Consider the following 20,357-nt stretch of genomic DNA (forward strand, 5'->3'; position numbering starts at 1 on the left):
GTTATCCACAGGCCGGAAAGATCACGACTTGCCGAGGATCGCGTGCCTCGTGGGGCGCCGGTCGATCTCCATGAAGCGGTGGGCGCCTGCCAGGTCCTCGAAGCCGGACCGACGGTAGACGTCGTGCGCGTCCCTGGTGGCGAGAAGGAAGCGCAGGATGCCGCGGTCGGAGAGGTCGGCGACGATGGTGTCGATCATCCACTTCCCCAGACCGCGGCCCCGGTGCTCCTCTGCCACGAAGACGTCGCAGATCCAGGCGAAGGTGGCACCGTCGGTCACCGCGCGGGCGAAGGCGACCTGCTCGGCGCCGTCGGCGGCGAAGATCGAGTAGGGGAGAGAGCCGTCGATGGACCGGGCCACCAGGTCGTAGGAGCGTCCGGCCGCCCAGTAGGACTCCTCGGCGAGCCACCGGTGCACCCGGGCGAAGTCGACGCGTTTCGGGTCGGCGGTCAAGACGTACCCATCGCGTGCCAGATCTTCCATCAGCTCCTCCTTCGTCACAGTTCCGCAAGGGGCCGGTCGCATGGTGTCACAGCGCCGGGGACGATCCCCCAAGAGGTGCGCCGACCGTGACGAGACCGGGGTGGTCATGCGAACCAGCCGGAGTCCAGCCCTGGGTTGTCGTCGATCAGGACCCACTCCTCCTCGACCTCGGCTATCTCCCAGTCGGCCTCGGTCAGTGCCGTGACCAGGGCGGACAGCCGCGCCTGCGCGATGGGTAGCTCCACCCCGCGGCAGCGCTGGGTGACGAACCGCTCCTGCACGCCGTCGGGCCTGGACCGCCGGGCGTTGCGGGACAGGCGGGCGTCGTGTCGTAAGGCGACGTCGCGGACCCCGTCGAGATCCGCCCCGGCGGGAAGCAGGAGCTTGACGTGGTGCTCGAAGTAGAGCCCGGGCCGGGTGGCGGCCTCCACCGCGGCGGCCTCCACCTTGAGCCGGGTGACCGGGAAGCCCTCGGACCGCAGCGTGGCGGCGGTCTGCCGGGCGTCGGCCTCGGCGGTCGCCGGTGTGCCGTCGGAGAGCCAGCTCAGCATCGGCTGGCTGGAGTGGTCACCGCGGTCGAGCATGATCCGGGTGTATTTGACGTCGTGTGAGCCGGCCCATGATCGAAGTCGATCGTCGGAGGCGTCGGCGGACACCGTCAGATGGATCTCATATCGGCCCACGCCCGCACCGTAACCGCGGGGAAGACATCCCGGTAGGCTCATGAATGAGTCGGACCGGGTCGAAAGGAATGCCATATGGCTGTGACCAGCACTTTCACCGTGAAGGGCATGACCTGCTCGCACTGCGTCCAGTCGGTCACGCAGGAGCTCTCGGCGCTGCCCGGTGTCACCGACGTGCAGGTCGATCTCGCCTCCGGCGGCGTGACGGTGGCCAGCGACGAGGCCCTCTCCGACGAGGCGGTGCGTGCGGCGGTCGACGAGGCCGGCTACGAGCTAGCGGATGCCTGACGACAGCCCCCGCGGCGAGCATCGGCCGGACGGATCGAAGCTCAGCGAGCAGCGACCCGACGTGTCCGAGGCCGACGGGCAGGAGGGCGAGCCGGTCTTCGGGCTCTCCAGGACGGAGACGGCGGGCGAGGGCGCGGGTTTCCGGTTCGCCGCCATCGGGGCGCTGCTGATAGTGGTGCTGTTCGCCGGTTACGGCCTCGGTCGGCTCAACGGTGGCACCGGCGCGACCGGCACCCCGGCGGCCGCGACGACCGTGACCAGCCCCTCGGCGAGCCCGTTCGACGAGAGCCGGCCGCATGTGCACGGCGGCACCGGCCCGATCGTCGCGGCCGGCGGCGGCGCCCCGGTCAGTGGCCTGTCACTCAGCGGGAGCGGCCTCACCCTGACCCCGTTCCGCACCGACTTCAAGCCGGGTGAGCAGCAGAGACTCGAGTTCACGATCAACGGGCCGGGTGGCGCGCCGGTGACCACGTTCGCGGTCGTGCACGACAAGCCGTTGCACCTGATCGTCGCTCGACGTGATCTGACCGGCTATCAGCACCTGCACCCCGCGATGGCGCCCGACGGCACGTGGAGTGTCGACCTGACTCTCGCCGAGCCGGGGGTCTACCGCATGTTCGCCGACTTCACGGCACAGGTGGCCGGCACTCAGGTGGCCACGACGCTGGGCAGCGACCTGACGGTCGCGGGCGACTATTCGCCGGTCACCGGGCCCGATCCGGTCCGGGTCGCGATCACCGACGGACTTCAGGTGGAGTACGACGGAACGCCCGCGACCGGGTCCACCCAGCCGCTGCTGATGACCGTCACCGACGCGTCCGGCAACCCGGTGGCCGTCGAGCCGTATCTGGGCGCCTACGGCCACCTGGTCGCACTCCGGCAGGGTGATCTCGGCTACGTCCATGTGCACCCGGAGACGCAGCTGGTCGACGGGCGGATCAAGTTCTGGCTGGCCGCTCCGAGCCCGGGCACCTACCGGATGTTTCTCGACTTCCAGGTCGCCGGGAGGGTGTCCACGGCGACCTGGACTGTCGTCGTCAGCTGAGCATCCCGGCGAGCGCGGGCGTGACCCCCCACTGGCCGGTCAGCGCGTCGTACTCGGCCCGCTGGTCCGCCGTCGGCGCGGCCCCGGTCCGCCGGGCCCGCAGCATCAGGTTGCGGGGGGTGTGCGCCGAGTCGATGAACTCGACCACCTCCACCCGGTAGCCGTGCAGCCGCAGCAGGGCGGCGCGCAACGAGTCGGTCAGCACGTCGGCGAACCGCTCCCGCAGGATGGCGTGCCGGGTCACCTCACCGTACGGCGAAGGGGTGTCGCCGCGTTTGAGCTGCGCCGCGATGTCGTGGTGGCAGCACGGGGCGGCGAGCACCCAGCGCGCCTCCCAGTCGACCGCCCGGGCCAGCGCCTGATCGGTCGCCGTGTCGCAGGCGTGCAGCGCGAGCACCAGATCCGGCGGGGCGGCCAGCTCGGCGTCCTCGATCGTGCCGGCCACGAACGTGACGTCGTCGGAGCAGCCGAGCTCGGCGGCGACGGCGTTGTTGCGTACCCGCTGATCCTCGCGGACGTCGACCCCGACGACCTGGACCTTTACGCCCCGCCCGGTCAGGTGTCGATAGGCGGCGAAGGTGAGGTAGGCGTTGCCGCAGCCCAGGTCGACGACGCGCAGCGGCGTGGGAAGGTCCTCGGGGAGGGTCGCGGCGAGCGCCCGCAGGAAGGCGTCGATCTGGCGGCGTTTCGCCGCCGTGCCGCCGACCACCGAGAACAGCGGGTCGCCCGGGTCGAGCAGCCACTGCTTGGGCCGGTCGTGTGCCGCGGGCGCGCTCGGCGCGGTGACGGCGGCCGACCTGTGCACCTGCGCGTCGCCTTTCTTCGTCACCCGGACCTGCACGGTCGCCGCGTCGGTCTCCACGTGCCAGTTTCCGAACGGCTCGGCCAGGAGGGCGTCGACCGCCGCGGCCGCCTCGGGGCCGTCGACGTTACGGGTGTACGGCCGCGCGCCGTCGTCGGTGACGATCTGCAGTCTCCGTCCCTGCTTCAACGTCACGGGGCGTAGCTGTGCCCGTGTCACCGTGGGCGTGTGCCCGCGACGCCGGCCGGCCGCCACGGCGCGGGTGAGACCCGGAGCGAGCAGAAGCTCCCGCACCTCGGCGAGGACTGATTCGAGCGGTTCTGGCATGACTTCCATTCTGCTCTGCGCTCCGGGTGGCCCTTCGGGGCTATGTCACCTGGTCCAGCGCGGTTAAGTTGATCAGCGATGTCCACGCTTCTCTCCGAACGTCTGCGGGAGATCAACCGCGAGAGCGCCGGGTCAGGCCGGAGCCCGTTCGTCACCCACCTGGCGTCCGGCCGGCTGCCCCTGTCCGCATACGCCGAGTTGCTCAGCCAGTACTGGTTCATCTACGAGTCGCTGGAGCTGGCCGCCACCGCGATGACCGACGACCCGGTGGCCTGTCAGTTCGTCCTGCCGGAGTTGTTCAGGCTGCCGGCGCTCGAGACCGACCTGCGGTTCCTCTTCGGTGCGCGCTGGCAGAGCCGGATCACCGCGCTGCCCGCGACCACCACCTACTGCACACGGATCCGCAGTGCCGCTTTCGGCCGGGCCACCGAGTACGTCGCCCACCACTGCACCCGCTATCTCGGCGATCTGGCCGGTGGGCAGTGGCTGGGGCGGGCGGTCGTCGAGGCGTACGGATTCCGCCGTGAGGGTTTCCGGTTCTTCGTCTTCGAGGGGATCGATCCGCCGCTGTTCCGGGCCCGGTACCGCGAGCGGCTCAACACCCTGCCGTGGGCCCGCCGCCAGCAGGACGCGTTCCTCCATGAGGTGTCGGCCGCGTATCAGCTCAACATGGACCTGCTGGCCGCGCTGTGGCAGAACTGGGCCTGAAAGACCCGTGGGACCGGTGAGCCGGTCCCACGGGTGAATGCTGCTCGATCAGGCGTCGGCGGTGGTGCCCACACCGGCCTCGGAGCCGCCCGAGAGGTCGGCATCGGCCGTGCGGGGGGTGCGGCGCCGGCGGCGGCGCGGAGCCGTCGCCTCGTCAGCCGCCTCCACGGGTGCCGCGGGCGTCTCCTGGGTTTCCGCACTTCCAGCGGAGACGCCCCCGTTGGAGGCGTTTCCGCTGGAGACGTTTCCGTTGGAGACGCCCTCGTTGGAGGCGTTTCCGTTGGAGGCGTTTCCGCTGGTGGCGCCTTCGTTCGCGGCGCCTCCGTCGGAGAAGGCCACCGAGGTGGCGGGAGCCCGCCGGCGACGGGCCCGGGTGCGGGGCGCCGCGTCCTCGGCCGTCTCGGGCGACGGGACGTCGGAGGACGGTGCCGCAAAGGACGGTGCCTCAAAGGACGGCGCGTCGGTGGACAGCGCGTCGGTGGACGGCGCGTCCAGGCCCGGCGACGTCACCGGGGCGGAGGCGGCGGCCTCGGTCGTACCGACGCCGTCCTCGACCACCCGGCGACGGCGACGCTGTCGTGCGGGCCGGTCGGTGGTCTCGCCGCGTGAGGTGGAGTCGGACGAGACGGACTCGGACGAGACGGGATCGGACGAGGCGGAACCGGACGAGGCGGAACCGGACGAGGGACCGGAGCTCCCGCTGCGCGACCGGCCACGGCCACCGCGGTCGCCACGGTCACGGTCACGTTCGCCGCGGCCGCGGCCACGGCGACCGGTGCTACCGAGATCCTCCTCGATCTCGGCGGAGAGCCCGGCCCGGCTGCGTGAGGCGGTCGGCAGGGTGCCCGAGATGTCGGTCGGGATGTCCAGGTCCGCGTAGAGCGCGGGGGAGGTGTGGTACGTCTCCGGCGGCTCCGGCATGGTGAGACCGAGCGACTTGTCGATCAGCACCCAGCGCGGCATGTCCTCCCAGTCCACGAAGGTGACCGCGACGCCGGTGGCGCCCGCGCGGCCGGTCCGGCCGATGCGGTGCGTGTACGTCTCCGGGTCCTCCGGGCAGTCGTAGTTGATCACGTGGGTGACGCCCGAGACGTCGAGGCCGCGGGCCGCCACATCGGTCGCCACCAGCACGTCGATCTTGCCGCTGCGGAACGCCCGGAGCGCGCGCTCACGAGCGCCCTGGCCCAGGTCGCCGTGCACGGCGGCGACCGCGAAACCACGGAAGTCGAGGTCCTCGGCGACGCGGTCGGCGGCCCGCTTCGTACGCGTGAAGATCATCGTGAGACTGCGGTCCTTGGCCTGCAGGATCCGCGCGACCATCTCGACCTTGTTCATCGGGTGGGTGCGGTAGACGACCTGCTTGGTCAGCGGGGACGGGCCGCTCTCGGTGGTGTGCCCGGCGTGGATGGTGACCGGGTTGCGCAGGAACCGGCGTGACAGGGCCACGATCGGGTCCGGCATGGTCGCCGAGAACAGCATCGTCTGGCGCTCGCCCGGGATCATCGCCAGGATCTTCTCGACGTCCTCCAGGAAGCCCAGGTCGAGCATCCGGTCGGCCTCGTCGAGCACGAGGGCCTTGACCGAGCTCAGCTTGAGCATCTTCTGCTTGCACAGGTCGAGCAGGCGGCCGGGGGTGCCGACCAGGATCTCGACGCCCTTCTTGAGGACCTCGACCTGCGGTTCGTACGCCACGCCGCCGTAGATCGGCAGGACCCGGACACCCCGGGTGCTACCCGCCGCGGCGAGGTCGCGAGCCACCTGCAGGCCCAGCTCACGGGTGGGGACGACGATCAGTGCCTGGGGCTGGCCGTCGGCGCCCTCGGACGGGGCGAGGACGCGCTCGAGCATCGGAAGACCGAAGCCGAGGGTCTTGCCGGTGCCGGTGGGGGCCTGGCCGATCAGGTCGGTGCCGCGCAGCGCGATGGGCAGCGCGTACTCCTGGATCGCGAACGCGTGCGTGATGCCGGCCTTGGCCAGCGCCTCGACGGTCTCGGCGCGCACACCCAGCTCAGCGAAGGTGGGGCTGTCCGGCCGGACTGGCGCACGGGTGGTGACGGGGACTAGAGCTTGCTCGTTGTCGGTCATGAAGTTTTACGGGTGCCCTCTCGTGGTGCGCCCGTCGGATGTCTTTGGGCGCGGTCTCGTATAGGCGCGGGCCGCACGCTCGAAAGCGGGCCACACGCGGGCCGTCGACTCGACAGATCGACGGCTACGCAGGCCACTCTACCCGACCTGGTAGCAGACGCACCGAGAGAGAGTTACGGGAGGGAGCCCTGAGACCAGGGCGCCCTCCCGTTACGAGAAATTCAGCGGGTCGTGAAGCCGAAGGGGCGGTGCGACGCCTCGGCGATCTCCACGTAGGCCACCTTGGCGACCGGGATGATCACCTTGCGGCCCTTCTCGTCAGTAAGCGTCAGGACGCCGTCCTTGGCCAGAGCATCCGACACGGCCTGCTCGACCTCCGCCGGGGTCTGGGCGCTCTCCAGCACAAGCTCGCGCGGCGAATGTTGCACGCCGATCTTGACCTCCACGGAGTCCCTCCTAAAAAGATCCGTCTACCCGCTCGAAAGGCTATCCGATTTCGGGGGCCATACCTGCCGTTGAACCGCCCTGCAGCGGGAAGCTGGCGATCCCACGCCAGATCAGCGCAGCTACGAGCGCTTCGGCTTCAGCTTTGGGCGTACGCCGTCCGTTGGCGAGCCAGAACTGTGCGGCCTGTCCGGCCGCCCCGGCGAGACCCGAGGCGAGCAACTCGGCCTGATCCGGCCGCAGGCCGGTGTCCGAGATGATGGTGTCCGTCACAGCGGCGATGCAGCCCTGCTCGACCCGCTCCACCCGCTGGCGGACCTGGGGGTCGTTGCGCAGGTCCGACTCGAAGACGAGCCGGAACGCCTCACTCTCGTGATCCATGAAGTCGAAATACGCCCGGACGGCGCCTTTGACACGCTCCTTGTTGTCCGGGGACGCCTGCATGGCCCCGCGCACCTTGGCGATTATCGCGTCGCAGTGCGTGTCCAGCAGGGCGAGGTACAGCTCCAGCTTGCCGGGGAAGTGCTGGTAGAGAACGGGCTTCGAGACGCCCGCCCGCTCCGCGATGTCGTCCATCGCGGCGGCGTGATAGCCGTGCGCGACGAAGATCTGCTGCGCGGCGGCCAGCAACTGCTTGCGTCGCGCCGAACGGGGCAGGCGGGTGGGTCGTGCGGTCTGTGGCCCGCCGGACGCAGCGGTCATTTCTGTGAACCTCCAGGGGGTCGGGTCCCCGCGGTCTGTCGTCTCGGATTGCCCGGATCGGCGCATGTCGCGGTCGTGCGGGCAATTGTCGCGACGCTGCAACTTATCGCCACTGCAACGACACGGTAGCCTCAGCGGGGGCGAGCGAGGAGCGCGCGGTGGATGAATCAGGGCATTCCGGAGACACGGGAGCCTCAGCGGGTGGCAACGGGGCCGACTCGCGTGACCGCACACGGATGAACGGCTGGGCCGACGACGAGAGTTCGTGGCCCCACACGGGAGCGGCATTGGAGCAGGGAGTGGACACGCCACCATGGCGTCGCCCGTCTGACGGGCGCACCTTCGGACGGCAGCAGATCCCGGCGGAACGTCCCTTCGGGGCCGCGCCCGCATCAGGGGTTCCGGCGCCGGCGGCGAGTTCCGAGATTCCCCCGTCCGGGTCCACCGAGGCCTGGACCCCGGAGCGCAGCCGGCTCGCCGACATCCTGGGCCACCACCACCGCCGACCACCGACGGCTCCCGCGCCGAGCAGTGCGCCCCCTTTTCCGTACGAGGGTGACCTCGACGACTCCTACCAGCACCGGGCCGCTGTCCCGCAGCCCCGGCCGGACTGGGTGCCCGAGCCGGTCCAGGGGCCGCCGCCGGTCGCCCCGGTCTCCGGCGAGCCCGGCCGCTCCCGGCACGCGCTCGTCACCGACACCCTGGCCCAGGGGCTGCCGCACCTCGACGGCCCGGCCGACTCCTTCGACCCCCCGGGGTTCGCCCGCCGGGCGTACGATTCGGCCCCCGAAACATCGCCATACGCCCCGCCCGGTGACGCCGAGAACGACGGCGACCAGCGCGGGAGCCTCCCGCAGCGCGTCCCGGCCCAGCCGGACGTCCCGAGAGTTCCGGAGCCGCCCTCCGTGGAACCGTCGGCCGAAGCGCCAGCATTGGCCCGCATCGCGACGCACCTGCGCCGCGGCGACGTCGTACCCGCTCAGGAGCGCCAGGAGGGCTTCGACGTCCAGGACATCCTGGCCGCGGTCCGCGAGGTGCCGGGCGTCCGTGACGCCTCCCTGCGGGCCACTCCGGCCGGCGCGCACAGCCTCCGCCTCGACCTGTCCGACGGCGCCGACGCCGCCGAGGTGAGCCGCCAGGTCGCCCGCCTCCTCCAGGAGCGGATGGGCCTGGACGCGGCGATGCCCGGTGACTCGCCGTTCCGGCCGTCGAGCGCCCCCGTGTCGTCGCCCCGCAGCACTCCGCTGCTGCCCAGCCAGCCCACCCGGCCGGCCCGGGCCGCGGTGCCGGTCGCTCCGGTCTCGAGCCCGGTGGCCCCGGTGTCCAGCCCGGTCAGGCCGGTGTCCCCGGCCCCGATCCCGGCCCCGGTCCCGGCGCCGGCCCCCGTCTCCGCGGCGCCGGTCTCCGCGCTGCCGCACCCGCAGACGGACAGGCCGTATCCTCCGCTGGAGAAGCGCCAGCCCGGGGTCAACGCCGGCGCCGCGCTGGTTCCGGCGGACGCCTCCAAGCCGCGACCGCTGGACCCGGGCGACAACCCCGGTCCGCGCGTGATCATCGAGAATGTGCACGTCAACACGTTCGGCGCGGACGCCACCGTCGAGGTGCGGCTGCGTGCCGGCGGGCGCAGCGCCGCGGGCGTGGCCACCGGCCCGGCCGTCGACGGTTACCTCCTGCGCCTGTGCGCGACCGCCACCGCCGGTGCCGTCGACGAGTTGCTCTCCACCTCGCAGCACGAGGACGGTCCGGCCCGGTGCTTCGTGGAGCATGCGGCCTCGGTCTCGTTCGGGCAGATGCAGGTCGCCGTGGTCGTGCTGCTGCTGTCCTGCGGCGGCGGCTGGGTCGAGCAGCTCGCCGGTTCGGCGGTGGTCACGGGTGACGATCGGCACGCCATGGTGCGCGCCACACTCTCCGCGGTGAACCGGCGGCTCGAGGCACTCTTGGCTTGATGAGAGGCGCGATTCTGGCCGACGACAGCTCGCTGTTGCCGGAAGGGGAGATTCCGCCGCCATGGCCCGCGCGCCGGGTCACGGTCGGTGGGGCGATGATGCATGTCCGGGACACCCCGGCCATGGGCTCCGCAGCCGAGCCTGCCGTCTACGTGCACGGCCTCGGCGGCTCCTCGCAGAATTTCACCGATGTGGCCGGCCTGCTCGCCGACCGGCTCGACGGTCAGGCCGTCGACCTGCCCGGCTTCGGCTACAGCGATCCGAGCCCGCGATATTCGATCGCGGCGTTCGCGGCCACACTCGTCGACTATCTGGAGCACTCGGGTCGCGGCCCGGTCCATCTGATCGGCAACTCGCTGGGCGGCTCCATCTCCGTGCGGGTGGCAGCGCTACGTCCCGATCTGGTGCGCACGCTCACGCTCATCTCACCGGCCATGCCCTTCCTCGATCCGCGCCGCACCGCGCAGGGCCCCGTTCTGCCGCTGCTCGCGCTGCCCGGCGCGGAGCGCCTGATGGCCTGGGCGCTGACCCGGGTCACCGCGGAGCAGATGGCCGAGCAGGTGCTGGCCGCGTGCTTCGGCGACACCACCAAGGTGCATCCGCAGCGCCGCGCCGAGGCGATGGAGGAGATCCAGCTCCGCTACACGGTCGCCCACTACCCGAGGGCCTACCTCGGCACCCTGCGCGGCCTGGTCGGCAGCTTCCTGCGCGCCTACCTCCCGGGGGTCAACTCGCAGTGGCGCCTGGCCGCCCGGATCCAGGCGCCGACCCTGGTGATCGGCGGCCTCAACGACCGGCTGATCGACCCGCGGGTCCCGGCGCAGGTGGCCCGTGTCATCCCGGACGGCCGGCTGCTCATCCTTCCCGGTGTCGGTCACGTCGCCCAGATGGAGGTCCCCCGTCTGGTGGCCCGGGCCGTCGTCGGTCTCCTCGACGACGTCCGGGCGTCCTCGCCGGAGCGCTAGGGCCCACCGAGCCGGTGGATCCGTTGCGCGATGTCATGAAGCGCACAAGATCCATCCGGGGTGGGAGCGGTGACCCGTTTCGTGCGAGCCTGGACCCCGATGACCAATCCCCCGAGACGCGCACCCTGGCCCGGGCGACCGGTGGCGCCAGGGTTGGCTGGTCCTGCTGGCCGCCGTGTTGGTGCTGCTCACCGTCGTCGCGGTGAGCCGCCCGTTCGACACCCCGGCCGGGCCTCCGGGTCGTCCGGCGGCCGCGGCCTCGCCGGTCCTCCCGCCGAGCACCGCCCCGGCGCCCTCCGCGGTCCCGACCGACCAGGTGAAGGCGCCGATCAGCCCGTCGCCGGCGGTGACCTCGGTGTTTCCACCCGCAGGCGTGCTGAAGCTGGACGGGGACGTGCCGGTCAAGGGGTCCGGCCGGTTCGAGTATGCGAATACGCGCGGTCCGGTGGCCGGGTCCGGTGGCCGGGTGCGGCGGTTCAAGGTCGCCGTGGAGACGGGCAGCGGGGAGGACGCGGCCGCGTTCGCCGCCCAGGTGCGGACGATCCTGGAGGACGGGCGGAGCTGGGTCGGGTCGGGGACGGTCCGGATGCAGATGGTGGCCGGGGCGGACCAGGCCGACTTCACCGTCTACCTGGCGACCCGTGACACCGCGGGGCGGATGTGCGAGGTGGGTGGGACCGATATCCGGATCGGCGGCGTCCCGTACACATCGTGCCGTGCCGTCGGTAAGGCGATCATCAACCTGGACCGCTGGCGACTGTCGGCCCCGCCCTACCTGCGGGCGCGGACCGACCTGGCGTCCTACCGGCAGTACGTGATCAATCACGAGGTCGGGCACGAGCTCGGCCACCGGCACGAGGGCTGTCCGAGGGCCGGCGGTCCGGCCCCGGTGATGGTCCAGCAGACGCTCACGCTGCGTGGCTGCATCCCCTGGTCCTGGCCGCGCAACCAGGATCGGGAGCTGGCCGGCCCGCGACTGTAGGCGAGCGCCGAACGGCGTGGTCGTCAGCGGTGTCGCGGCGCCGCCGGGGCAGAGGTGGCGATCACACCGGTGCCGGGAGCTTCGAGCGCCCATACGGTACGGAAATCCGAAAGTCCTGTGACAGACGGTGAGTCGTGGCAGGCTGGCGCTTGCTATGGCAAACGCGACAAATGGCCCCGTTGACCCGGACGCCGGCACCGACCGGCGTGGCCGAGCCGCACGCTCCCGAACCGAGGCGGTCCCACCGCCCGCGGAGGAGAAGCCGACCCGGCGGCGCACCGTGGCCGCGGCCACCACCACGAGCCGGTCGCCGGTGACCGCGCCCGCCGAGCCCGCGCGCAAGAGCGTGCGCCGAGGCGCCACCGGCGAGACCGCCCGGAAGACCGGGGAGTCGCCGGTCAAGTCCACCTCGGCCAGGACCGCCACCACCGGCCGGGCCCCGGCCCGCAAGACCGCGACGGCCCCGGCAGAGCCGCCGGAGAGGCGAGCCGAGCCCGCTGAGAACCGAGCCGAGCCCGCGGAGAGGAAGGCCGGGCCGTCGGCCCGGAGAGCCGCGCCGGCGAACAGGAGAGTCGAGCCCGCCGGGACGAGAGAGCCGGTGGAGGAGACGACGCCGGCTCCGGAGGAGAAGGCGTCCCGTCGCCGGAGCACCGCCAAGGCGCGTCCGGCGCCACCGCCGGAGCCCTCCACCCTCGCCCTGAGCGCGCCGGAGAGCAACGAACCGCCCCCTCCGCTGACCCGTGGCATCCTCGAGCTCGCCGCGGAGCGAGTGGCCGCCTCACGCCCCCGCCCGGTCGACCCCGAGCCGTCGGCCACGCAGCTCGACGACCCGATGGCCGCGCCCGGTGCGTACGTGAACCCGCGAGCCACCCGCCGGTCCCCACGATCGCGCGCGACCACTCGTCCACCGCAGCCGCTCGAGTGGGACGGCCTGTCGGCGGAGAACGGCTGGCTGGGGACCCGGCAAGAGTCGGAGCCGGAACGGGAGGCCCGGCCGGAGTCCGTTCCCGACCTCTCCCTCGTCGACTACTCTGCGTCACGAGTGGAGGAAGAGTACCCACGGACCGTGAACCGCGGCCTTCCACCTAGCGTGCGCCTGCCGGCCGAGCTGCCGGACAACCTGTGGCCGCCGAAGTCCCTGCTGGAGCGCAACCTCGCCGAGAACATCCACGTCCCGGCGCCCCAGCGGGAGGAGGACCCGTGGGAGGCCGAGGAGCCGGAGCCTCCGGAGCCGATGGCCGACGAGCACCTCTACGTGGCCGCGATGGACCGGGGACCGTCCACCGTCGAGATCCACCGGCACGAGGAGCCCGAGCCCGAGTTCCTGCCGTCGGTGCTGACTCATCCGGAGACCGAGAGCGGGTATGTGCCCGCGCACTCGCGGAGTGCCGGCCAGGCACGGCACGCGGTGACCGCGACGGTCACCGACCGTCGCGTCCGGCGTCGCCGCAGGACGATGCTGGTGGCGTACCTTCTGCTCGTGGTCTTGGTGTTGATCGTCGGTCACGAGCTGCGCGACGACGAGCGACCCCTCGCTCCGGGGCGGGAGGCCGCGCAACGCGCGGAGGAGCCGGCGGGTGTCGGCCCGGCGGCGGGTCCGGTGCCGCAGGCGACAGGGGACGTGCCGGCCAAGACCGACGCGGACGGCGGCGGGAAGCCGGCGGGCAAGGGCAAGAGCGGAGAGTTCGGGTACGCCCCGGAGCGCGGCCCGATGCTCGGCGACGGCGGCCGGTTGTACCGATTCCGGGTGGCGGTCGAGAAGGTCGTCGACGACACGTCGCCCACCGGGTTCGCCGACGCGATCGACGAGACCCTGGGTGACGAGCGGAGCTGGATCAACGACGGGCGGTTGCGGATGCGCCGGGTGCAGAAGTCCGGTGACGCGGACTTCACCATCTACCTGGCCTCGGCGAAGACGTCGGAGAAGATGTGCGCGGCCGGCGGCCTGGAGACCGAGGGCTACACCTCGTGCCGCGTCCCCGGCCAAGTGATCATCAACGCCGACCGGTGGGCCGACGCGGTGCCCGATTACGACGGCAAGCTGGAGACCTACCGCCGTTACACGATCAACCACGAGGTCGGGCACGAACTCGGGCACGGGCACGAGGCCTGCCCCGGTGAGGGCGAGAAGGCCCCGGTCATGCAGCAGCAGACCTTCGGGCTGAAGGGTTGTACGCCCAACCCGTGGCCCTATCTGGACGGTGAACGTTACGCGGGCAAGCCGATCGCCTGAAATATTCCGCGATCCCGCATGTCGGGCCCGTGGCCAACGTCATGGATCCGCGCCTGCGAATCGAGCAACAATGGGCGGCGATCCTTACCACCTAACCCGGGGAGTGAATGTGGCTCTGCCCCCGCTCGTCGAGCCGGCCGCTGAGCTGAGCGTCGACGAGATCCGCCGCTATTCGCGTCACCTGATCATCCCCGACGTCGGGATGGACGGGCAGAAGCGGCTGAAGAACGCCAAGGTCCTCGCGGTCGGCGCGGGCGGTCTCGGCTCGCCGACGTTGCTCTATCTGGCCGCGGCCGGTGTGGGCACGCTCGGCATCATCGACTTCGACACGGTCGACGAGTCCAATCTCCAGCGCCAGATCATCCACGGCGTCTCCGACATCGGCACGCCCAAGGCGGAGTCCGCGGCCCGGAGCATCGCCGAGGTGAACCCGCTGGTCAACGTGGTGATTCATAACACCGCGCTGGACCGGGACAACGTCAAGGAGATCTTCAGCCAGTACGACCTGATCGTCGACGGCACCGACAACTTCGCCACCCGCTACATGGTGAACGACGCCGCGGTGCTGCTCGGCAAGCCCTATGTCTGGGGCTCGATCTACCGCTTCGACGGCCAGGCGTCGGTCTTCTGGGAGGAGCACGGTCCCTGCTACCGCTGCCTCTACCCGGAGCCCCCGCCGCCCGGCATGGTCCCGAGCTGCGCCGAGGGCGGCGTGCTCGGCGTGCTCTGCGCGTCGATCGGCTCGATCCAGGTCAACGAGGCGATCAAGCTGATCACCGGCATCGGTGAGCCGCTCGTCGGCCGCCTGATGGTCTACGACGCCCTGGAGATGGAGTACCGCAAGATCAAGGTCCGCAAGGACCCCAACTGCGCGCTCTGCGGCGAGAACCCGACGGTCACCGACCTGCTCGAGGACTACGAGGACTTCTGCGGCGCGGTCTCCGAGGAGGCGCAGGAGGCGATCAGCGGCTCCACGATCTCGGTCCGCGAGCTGAAGGACTGGCAGGACAGCGGCAAGGACATCTTCCTGGTCGACGTCCGCGAGCCGGCCGAGTGGGAGATCAACCGGATCCCCGGCGCGACCCTGATCCCCAAGGGCGAGATCCTCTCCGGCGAGGCGCTGGCGAGGTTCCCGCAGGACAGGCAGATCGTCCTGCACTGCAAGTCGGGCGTGCGCTCGGCCGAGGCCCTGGCCGCGCTCAAGACGGCCGGGTTCAAGGACGCCGTGCACGTCCAGGGCGGCATCGTGGCGTGGGTCAACCTGATCGACCCGTCGCTGCCGTCGTACTGACGGATCCCCGTCCGAGGAGTCACCAACGGGTGACTCTTCGGACGGAACGGACCTGCGATTCACAGTTGCGGACGGTACCGTCTTCACCGTGATCGATATAGAAGCTGCGATCGGCTACGTGGTCGCCCACGGTGACCCGGTGGAGCGGGCACGGTTGTCCCATCTGCGGACCGGCCATCCCGCCCCGCCGGAGGCCGTGGAGCTGATCGCCGCCGGCCAGATGTCGGAGGGCGGCTGGCCCGCCTCGGCCGAGGGCGGCATACCGTCGATCGACGCCACCTGTTACCGACTCGCCGAGCTCGACGGGATCGGCGCGCTCAACAGTCCAGTCGGCGTGCAGGCCCTGCAATGGCTGGCCGCCGCCCAGCGCGGTGACGGCACCTGGCAGGAGCACGACTCCCTCGCCGACGAGGCCCCGGCGTGGGCGCTGCCCGGCGACCCCGAGGCCACCCTCTACCAGACGGCGGTGGCCGGCTTCTGGCTCACCGCGGCGGCCGTCGAGATCGACCCGCATCAGACCCGGACCCCGTGGAGCGAGGTGCTGCGTTCCGCGGCGAGCTGGGTGGTCACCCGGCTCCGGCCGGACGGGACATGGCCGTCGTTCCTGGCGGCCGGGTGGCATGCCGCCGTCCTCCTGCACCAGCAGCAGTTCTTCTACGAGTCGGCGCGGGTGCAGCAGGTCCTCGGCGATCGCCTGCCGGACATGTCGCCGGCCGATGTCGCGTCGATGGCGGCCGCCCTGCGACGGGTCAACCTCGGTGACGACTGGCTGCTGCAGAGCGCCCGCAAACGGCTGGCGCAGACTCAGCGCCCCGACGGCGGGTGGGACAGCAACGAGGGCCCGCTCTTCGACGTCAACACCACGCTGACAGTGCTGCGGGCCTGCCGTTAGCGCGTGTGCCCGTTGCCCGTGACGACGTATTTCGTGGAGGTCAGCTCGGGCAGGCCCATCGGCCCGCGGGCGTGCAGCTTCTGTGTGCTGATGCCGATCTCCGCGCCGAAGCCGAACTCGCCGCCGTCGGTGAACCGGGTCGACGCGTTCACCATGACCGCGGCCGCGTCCACTCCGGCCACGAACCGGCGGGTGGCCGCGATCGACTCGCTCACGATCGCCTCGGTGTGGCCCGTCCCATACCGCCGGATGTGGTCGAGCGCGTCGTCGAGACCGTCGACGACCGCGACCGTGATGTCCAGCGACAGGAACTCGGTGCCCCAGTCCTCCTCGGTGGCCAGGACCACGTCGTCGCTGTAGCCGGCCACCCGGGCGTCGCCGTGCACGGTCACCCCGGCATCGGCCAGCGCCGACAGCACCAGCGGCAGGAACGTGTCGGCGATCTCGGCGTGTACCAGCAGCGACTCGGCCGCGTTGCACACCGACGGCCGGTGCGCCTTGGAATTGATCGTGATGGCCAGCGCCTTCTCCAGGTCGGCGGCCGCGTCGACGTAGACGTGGCAGTTGCCGACACCGGTCTCGATCACCGGCACCGTCGACTGCTCGACCACCGTCTTGATCAGCGAGGCGCCGCCGCGCGGGATCAGCACGTCGACCAGACCGCGGGCCCGCATCAGCTCCTTGACCGAGTCACGGGTGGTCGCGTCCAGCAGTTGGATCGTGTTGGCCGGCAGGCCCGCATCGATGACCGCCTTGCGCAGCACCGAGACGATCGCCGCGTTCGACGAGAAGGCGGAGCCGGAGCCGCGCAGCAGTGCCGCGTTGCCCGACTTGAGGCAGATGCCGGCGGCGTCGGCCGTCACGTTGGGCCGACCCTCGTAGATCATGCCGACCACCCCGAAGGGCACCCGGACCTGCCGCAACTCCAGGCCGTTGGCCAGTGTGGAGCCGCGCACCACGTCACCGATCGGGTCGGGCAGCGCGGCGAGCTGACGCAGGCCGTCGGCCATCGCGGCGACCCGCTCCGGCGTCAGCAGCAGCCGGTCGATCATCGCGTCGGACGTGCCGCCCTCCCGGGCGTTCGCCACATCCACACCGTTGGCGTGCACGATGTCGTCGGTCCGCTCGACCAGGCGGTCGGCCATCAGCAGCAGGGCCGCGTCCTTCTCGGCACGGGTGGCCGAAGCCAGGTCGAACGACGCGATCCGGGCGGCCGCGGCCTGCTCCAGCACACTCATGCCAAAAACCTTCCGAAGACCTTTGTGGGGGTACGACTACAGCAGCACCAGATCGTCACGGTGGACGACCTCTCGTTCATATCCCGGCCCGAGTGCCGCGGCCAACTCTCCGGTGGACCGCCCGAGAAGCGCCGGCAGCTCGACCGCGTCATAGTTGACCAAGCCGCGCGCTACGGGCGTACCAGATCCGGCATCGACCAGATCCACCGGATCGCCGGCGGCGAACGAACCGTCGACCGCGGTGATGCCGGCAGGCAGCAGCGATTTGCGCCGCGCCACGACCGCCGCGACCGCGCCCTCGTCGAGATGCAGCCGCCCGCGTGGCGCGGTCGCGTGGGCCAGCCAGAAGAGCCGCGCGGCCGGCCGATGGTCGGCCGCCTCGAAAAGGGTGCCGACCTCCTCACCGGCGAGCGCCTGACCGGCCAGCGGCGCCGCGGTGAGCACCACCGGGATGCCGAACCCGGTCGCTATCCGGGCCGCCTCGACCTTGGTGACCATGCCGCCGGTGCCGACGCCGGACTTGCCGGCCGAGCCGACGGCGATCCCCTCGAGATCGCTGTCGTCACGGACCAGGGGGATCCGACGGGACGCCGGGTCGGCCGGGTCGCCGGTGTAGAGCGCGTCCACATCGGAGAGCAGGACCAGCAGCTCGGCGTCGGCCAGGGCGGCGACCAGCGCGGCGAGCCGGTCGTTGTCGCCGAACCGGATCTCCTCGGTGGCGACCGTGTCGTTCTCGTTGACGATCGGCAGCGCGCCCAGGTCGAGCAGTTTGCGCAGCGTCCGGTACGCGTTGCGATAGTGCGCCCGCCGGGTGACGTCGTCGACGGTGAGCAGCACCTGACCGACCGTGAGCCCGTGACGGGCGAAACCGGCCGTATACCGCGCGATCAGCAGGCCCTGGCCGACCGACGCGGCGGCCTGCTGGGTGGCCAGGTCACGTGGTCGCCGGCGCAACTGGAGCGGGGCCAGCCCGGCGGCGATCGCACCGCTGGACACCAGCACCACCTCACGGCCGCCGGTCGCCAGCGAGCCCAGCACGTCGACGAGGGTGTCGATCCGTTGCTCGTCGATGCCGCCCGTCGCGGTGGTCAGCGAGGACGACCCCACCTTGACCACGATCCGGCGCGCACCGGTCACCACTTCCCGCACCAGGCCCATTGTGCTCGGCCGGGCCGCGTCGACCGCTGTCAGATCCCATATCGTGGCGGGTTGTGACACCGCAGGAGTACGTCGAAGAGGTTCTGGCGCTGGTGGAGAGCATCCCGGCGGGGCGGGTGATGTCGTACGGCGCGATCGCCGACGCGCTGGCCGACCGGTCCGGCCGAAACTCGCCCCGGCAGGTGGGCCGGATCATGGCGTTGCACGGCGGTGGCGTCCCCTGGCACCGGGTGTGCGGCAGCGGCGGCCGGCTGCCACCCGGTCACGAGGCACGGGCGAAGGCGTTGCTCCTGGCCGAGGGCGTGCCGATGCGCGGTGACCGGGTGCTGATGGCGGGCGCGGGCTGGATGCCCTCTAACCGGTGAGTCCGGCCAGGTTCGCCGCGGCCCTGAGCTGGTAGTCGAAGAAGCCCTTCCGGTCCTCCTCGATCGTGTTGTTGAGCTGTCCGAAGAGCTCGAAACTGATGGCGCCGCAGATCTGGAAGAACGCCGCGATGGTGTCGGCGATGACCCGCGCGCCGAGATCCGGCAGGTAGGCGGCGGCGACGGCGGCGAGCTCCTCAGCGAAACGGCCGGTGAGCGGCGGCCGGACGGTGACCTCGTGGGAGCGGTGCGCGTCGGCCAGCGTCACGCCGAGCAGCAGCATGACCCGGGTCGCCGGTTCGACCGTGTCCCGCGGCGCCGCATAGCCGGGCACCGGGCTGCCGTAGATCAGCGCCCACTCGTGCGGGTTCGCCAGCGCCCAGTCGCGTGCCGCGTGCCCGATCGCCAGCCACTTGTCCAGTGGCTTGTCCCGCTCCGCGGCGGCCTGCTCGGCGGCGTCGGCGACCGCGCCGTACGCGTCGATGATCAAGGCCGTGAGCAGCTCGTCCCGGCTGGTGAAGTACCGGTAGACCGCGGACGAGGCCATGCCGAGGTCCCGGGCGACGGCCCGTAACGACAGATTCGCCCCGTCGGTGGCCAGGTGCCGCCGTGCCACCGTCTTGATCTCGTCGGTCATCTCGGCCCGGACCCTGGCCCGCAGGTTGGTCGCCGTCACCTTCTCGCTCATCAGGTCAGTGTGCCACAAAGAGAGCACTGCTCTTGCATCTTCGCTCCATCATGTGCGATCGTTGCTCTTGTTAGAGAGCGGTGCTCACAAAAGCGAGCAAGGAGTTCACCATGCACCTCGTCATCGGCTCCGGCCCCATCGGCTCCACCATCGCCACCCTGCTCGCCGAGCGGGGCGAGCGCGTCCGCATCGTCACGCGCAGCGGCAGCGGCCCCGAGCATCAGCTCATCGAGCGGACCGCCGCCGACGCGTCCGACGCACGCCGGCTCACCGAGCTCGCCCAGGACGCCGAGGTCGTCTACAACTGCGCGAACCCGAAATACACCGAGTGGGCCGAGAAGTGGCTCCCGATGAACAACGCGATGATCGCCGCGGCCAAGTCAGCCGGCGCCGTCTACGCGATCACCGGCAACCTGTACGGCTACGGCCCCCAGCCCGGCGGCCTGATGACCGAGAGCACCCCGCTGGGCGCGACCGGCCGCAAGGGCCGCATCCGCAACCGGATGTGGCAGGACGCTCTGGACAGCGGCGTCCGCACGATCGAGGCCCGTGCCTCCGACTACCTGGGCGCCGGCTCGGTCGGGATCTTCTCCAGCGTCCTGCTGCCGGCCATCGCCAAGGGCCGCACCGCCTTCGGGCCGGCCGACATGGACGCCCCGCACACCTTCACCTACACCGGCGACATGGCCCGCACCCTGGTCGAGCTGGCCCGCGACGACCGGGCCTGGGGCCGCGCCTGGCACGTGCCGTCCGCACCCGCGATCTCCATCCGCGAGCTGGCCGCCCGATACTGCGCCCTGACCGGCCAGCCGCAGCTCAAGGTCCGCAGCATGCCCCGCTTCGTGATGCGCACGGCCGGCCTGGTCGTCCCGATGGCCCGCGAGATGGCCGAGATGGACTACCAGTTCTACGCGCCGTTCGTCCTCGACTCGTCCGTGACCGAGCGCACCTTCGGACTGACCGCCACCCCGCTCGAGGTCGCGTTGCGCGAGACAGCGGCATCCGCCGAGGCAACCGCCGCCCGAACCATGTGAC

20 protein-coding genes are annotated in these 20,357 nt (G+C 71.4%); 11 read left to right on the forward strand and 9 right to left on the reverse strand.

Annotated features, from left to right (window positions below):
- Positions 1 to 21 precede the first annotated feature (21 nt).
- Together ACQPZW_RS02600 and ACQPZW_RS02605 are read right to left on the reverse strand one after the other, a co-directional pair.
- Positions 22 to 483 (reverse strand): GNAT family N-acetyltransferase, encoded by a 462-nt coding sequence (locus tag ACQPZW_RS02600; RefSeq protein ID WP_433793243.1) that lies wholly within the window; start codon positions 481 to 483, stop codon positions 22 to 24.
- Between the two features lie 104 nt (positions 484 to 587).
- A complete protein-coding gene (locus ACQPZW_RS02605; RefSeq protein ID WP_433793244.1) occupies positions 588 to 1,166 on the reverse strand; it encodes a hypothetical protein in 579 nt (192 codons plus the stop codon).
- A gap of 75 nt (positions 1,167 to 1,241) precedes the next feature.
- Between ACQPZW_RS02605 and ACQPZW_RS02610 the strand changes: the two genes are divergently transcribed.
- Complete coding sequence (locus ACQPZW_RS02610; protein ID WP_433793245.1) at positions 1,242 to 1,454, forward strand: heavy-metal-associated domain-containing protein; 213 nt, start codon at positions 1,242 to 1,244, stop codon at positions 1,452 to 1,454.
- Positions 1,447 to 2,499, forward strand: a complete 1,053-nt coding sequence (locus tag ACQPZW_RS02615) for a hypothetical protein (RefSeq protein ID WP_433793246.1) — start codon at positions 1,447 to 1,449, stop codon at positions 2,497 to 2,499. Before ACQPZW_RS02610 ends, ACQPZW_RS02615 begins: the two co-directional genes overlap by 8 nt.
- Here ACQPZW_RS02615 and ACQPZW_RS02620 read toward each other — a convergent pair.
- Positions 2,492 to 3,628: a class I SAM-dependent methyltransferase gene (locus ACQPZW_RS02620; RefSeq protein ID WP_433793247.1), complete on the reverse strand. Its 1,137-nt coding sequence runs from the start codon at positions 3,626 to 3,628 to the stop codon at positions 2,492 to 2,494. The genes ACQPZW_RS02615 and ACQPZW_RS02620 overlap by 8 nt on opposite strands.
- A gap of 78 nt (positions 3,629 to 3,706) precedes the next feature.
- Here ACQPZW_RS02620 and ACQPZW_RS02625 point away from each other — a divergent pair, with 78 nt between their 5' ends.
- Entirely contained in the window at positions 3,707 to 4,336 is a 630-nt protein-coding gene (locus tag ACQPZW_RS02625) for a heme oxygenase (biliverdin-producing) (protein WP_433793248.1), read from the forward strand.
- A gap of 48 nt (positions 4,337 to 4,384) precedes the next feature.
- Here ACQPZW_RS02625 and ACQPZW_RS02630 read toward each other — a convergent pair whose 3' ends face one another.
- The 3 genes from ACQPZW_RS02630 to ACQPZW_RS02640 all read right to left on the reverse strand — a co-directional run bounded on the left by ACQPZW_RS02630 (position 4,385) and on the right by ACQPZW_RS02640 (position 7,567).
- Positions 4,385 to 6,421 carry a DEAD/DEAH box helicase gene (locus ACQPZW_RS02630; RefSeq protein WP_433793249.1) on the reverse strand — a complete coding sequence of 679 codons (2,037 nt, stop codon included), beginning with the start codon at positions 6,419 to 6,421 and terminating at the stop codon, positions 4,385 to 4,387.
- Between the two features lie 221 nt (positions 6,422 to 6,642).
- Positions 6,643 to 6,867: a DUF3107 domain-containing protein gene (locus ACQPZW_RS02635; RefSeq protein WP_433793250.1), complete on the reverse strand. Its 225-nt coding sequence runs from the start codon at positions 6,865 to 6,867 to the stop codon at positions 6,643 to 6,645.
- A gap of 40 nt (positions 6,868 to 6,907) precedes the next feature.
- Positions 6,908 to 7,567 (reverse strand): TetR/AcrR family transcriptional regulator, encoded by a 660-nt coding sequence (locus ACQPZW_RS02640; protein WP_043531207.1) that lies wholly within the window; start codon positions 7,565 to 7,567, stop codon positions 6,908 to 6,910.
- Between the two features lie 299 nt (positions 7,568 to 7,866).
- On the opposite strand from ACQPZW_RS02640, the gene ACQPZW_RS02645 reads away from it, so the two are divergent.
- The 6 genes from ACQPZW_RS02645 to ACQPZW_RS02670 all read left to right on the forward strand — a co-directional run bounded on the left by ACQPZW_RS02645 (position 7,867) and on the right by ACQPZW_RS02670 (position 15,876).
- The gene (locus ACQPZW_RS02645; RefSeq protein ID WP_433793251.1) at positions 7,867 to 9,513 is read left to right on the forward strand and encodes a Daple; all 1,647 of its coding nucleotides are present in this window, start codon (positions 7,867 to 7,869) and stop codon (positions 9,511 to 9,513) included.
- Positions 9,513 to 10,478: an alpha/beta hydrolase gene (locus ACQPZW_RS02650; RefSeq protein ID WP_433793252.1), complete on the forward strand. Its 966-nt coding sequence runs from the start codon at positions 9,513 to 9,515 to the stop codon at positions 10,476 to 10,478. The genes ACQPZW_RS02645 and ACQPZW_RS02650 overlap by 1 nt, the downstream gene beginning before the upstream one ends.
- 175 nt (positions 10,479 to 10,653) lie before the next feature.
- Positions 10,654 to 11,460 carry a DUF3152 domain-containing protein gene (locus ACQPZW_RS02655; RefSeq protein WP_433793253.1) on the forward strand — a complete coding sequence of 269 codons (807 nt, stop codon included), beginning with the start codon at positions 10,654 to 10,656 and terminating at the stop codon, positions 11,458 to 11,460.
- A gap of 154 nt (positions 11,461 to 11,614) precedes the next feature.
- Entirely contained in the window at positions 11,615 to 13,693 is a 2,079-nt protein-coding gene (locus tag ACQPZW_RS02660; protein WP_433793254.1) for a DUF3152 domain-containing protein, read from the forward strand.
- Positions 13,694 to 13,802: 109 nt separating this feature from the next.
- Entirely contained in the window at positions 13,803 to 14,984 is a 1,182-nt protein-coding gene (moeZ, locus tag ACQPZW_RS02665; RefSeq protein WP_433793255.1) for an adenylyltransferase/sulfurtransferase MoeZ, read from the forward strand.
- Between the two features lie 88 nt (positions 14,985 to 15,072).
- On the forward strand, positions 15,073 to 15,876 hold the full coding sequence (locus ACQPZW_RS02670) for a prenyltransferase/squalene oxidase repeat-containing protein (protein ID WP_433793256.1): 804 nt from the start codon (positions 15,073 to 15,075) through the stop codon (positions 15,874 to 15,876).
- On the opposite strand, the gene ACQPZW_RS02675 is transcribed toward ACQPZW_RS02670, so the two are convergent.
- Positions 15,873 to 17,114, reverse strand: coding sequence for a glutamate-5-semialdehyde dehydrogenase (locus ACQPZW_RS02675; protein ID WP_433793257.1), 1,242 nt, complete (start codon positions 17,112 to 17,114; stop codon positions 15,873 to 15,875). The genes ACQPZW_RS02670 and ACQPZW_RS02675 overlap by 4 nt on opposite strands.
- Positions 17,115 to 17,150: 36 nt before the next feature.
- Positions 17,151 to 18,263, reverse strand: a complete 1,113-nt coding sequence (proB, locus tag ACQPZW_RS02680) for a glutamate 5-kinase (RefSeq protein WP_433793258.1) — start codon at positions 18,261 to 18,263, stop codon at positions 17,151 to 17,153.
- A 62-nt stretch (positions 18,264 to 18,325) separates the two neighbouring features.
- Here proB and ACQPZW_RS02685 point away from each other — a divergent pair, with 62 nt between their 5' ends.
- The gene (locus ACQPZW_RS02685) at positions 18,326 to 18,637 is read left to right on the forward strand and encodes an MGMT family protein (protein WP_433793259.1); all 312 of its coding nucleotides are present in this window, start codon (positions 18,326 to 18,328) and stop codon (positions 18,635 to 18,637) included.
- Here ACQPZW_RS02685 and ACQPZW_RS02690 read toward each other — a convergent pair.
- Entirely contained in the window at positions 18,627 to 19,310 is a 684-nt protein-coding gene (locus tag ACQPZW_RS02690; protein WP_433797400.1) for a TetR/AcrR family transcriptional regulator, read from the reverse strand. The two genes, ACQPZW_RS02685 and ACQPZW_RS02690, sit on opposite strands and share 11 nt — an antisense overlap.
- 122 nt (positions 19,311 to 19,432) lie before the next feature.
- Here ACQPZW_RS02690 and ACQPZW_RS02695 point away from each other — a divergent pair, with 122 nt between their 5' ends.
- Positions 19,433 to 20,356: an NAD-dependent epimerase/dehydratase family protein gene (locus ACQPZW_RS02695; protein WP_433793260.1), complete on the forward strand. Its 924-nt coding sequence runs from the start codon at positions 19,433 to 19,435 to the stop codon at positions 20,354 to 20,356.
- Position 20,357 lies beyond the last annotated feature (1 nt).

Origin of the sequence: Actinoplanes sp. CA-252034 (assembly GCF_050956125.1) — a bacterium.
Lineage (GTDB): Bacteria > Actinomycetota > Actinomycetes > Mycobacteriales > Micromonosporaceae > Actinoplanes.

Coding starts and splice junctions, on each gene's coding strand:
- ACQPZW_RS02660 (WP_433793254.1), top strand. CDS start 11,615: ATGGCAAACGCGACAAATGGCCCCGTTGACCCGGACGCCGGCACCGAC.
- ACQPZW_RS02610 (WP_433793245.1), top strand. CDS start 1,242: ATGGCTGTGACCAGCACTTTCACCGTGAAGGGCATGACCTGCTCGCAC.
- ACQPZW_RS02630 (WP_433793249.1), bottom strand. CDS start 6,421: ATGACCGACAACGAGCAAGCTCTAGTCCCCGTCACCACCCGTGCGCCA.
- ACQPZW_RS02625 (WP_433793248.1), top strand. CDS start 3,707: ATGTCCACGCTTCTCTCCGAACGTCTGCGGGAGATCAACCGCGAGAGC.
- ACQPZW_RS02650 (WP_433793252.1), top strand. CDS start 9,513: ATGAGAGGCGCGATTCTGGCCGACGACAGCTCGCTGTTGCCGGAAGGG.
- ACQPZW_RS02620 (WP_433793247.1), bottom strand. CDS start 3,628: ATGCCAGAACCGCTCGAATCAGTCCTCGCCGAGGTGCGGGAGCTTCTG.
- ACQPZW_RS02695 (WP_433793260.1), top strand. CDS start 19,433: ATGCACCTCGTCATCGGCTCCGGCCCCATCGGCTCCACCATCGCCACC.
- ACQPZW_RS02615 (WP_433793246.1), top strand. CDS start 1,447: ATGCCTGACGACAGCCCCCGCGGCGAGCATCGGCCGGACGGATCGAAG.
- ACQPZW_RS02640 (WP_043531207.1), bottom strand. CDS start 7,567: ATGACCGCTGCGTCCGGCGGGCCACAGACCGCACGACCCACCCGCCTG.
- ACQPZW_RS02600 (WP_433793243.1), bottom strand. CDS start 483: ATGGAAGATCTGGCACGCGATGGGTACGTCTTGACCGCCGACCCGAAA.
- ACQPZW_RS02675 (WP_433793257.1), bottom strand. CDS start 17,114: ATGAGTGTGCTGGAGCAGGCCGCGGCCGCCCGGATCGCGTCGTTCGAC.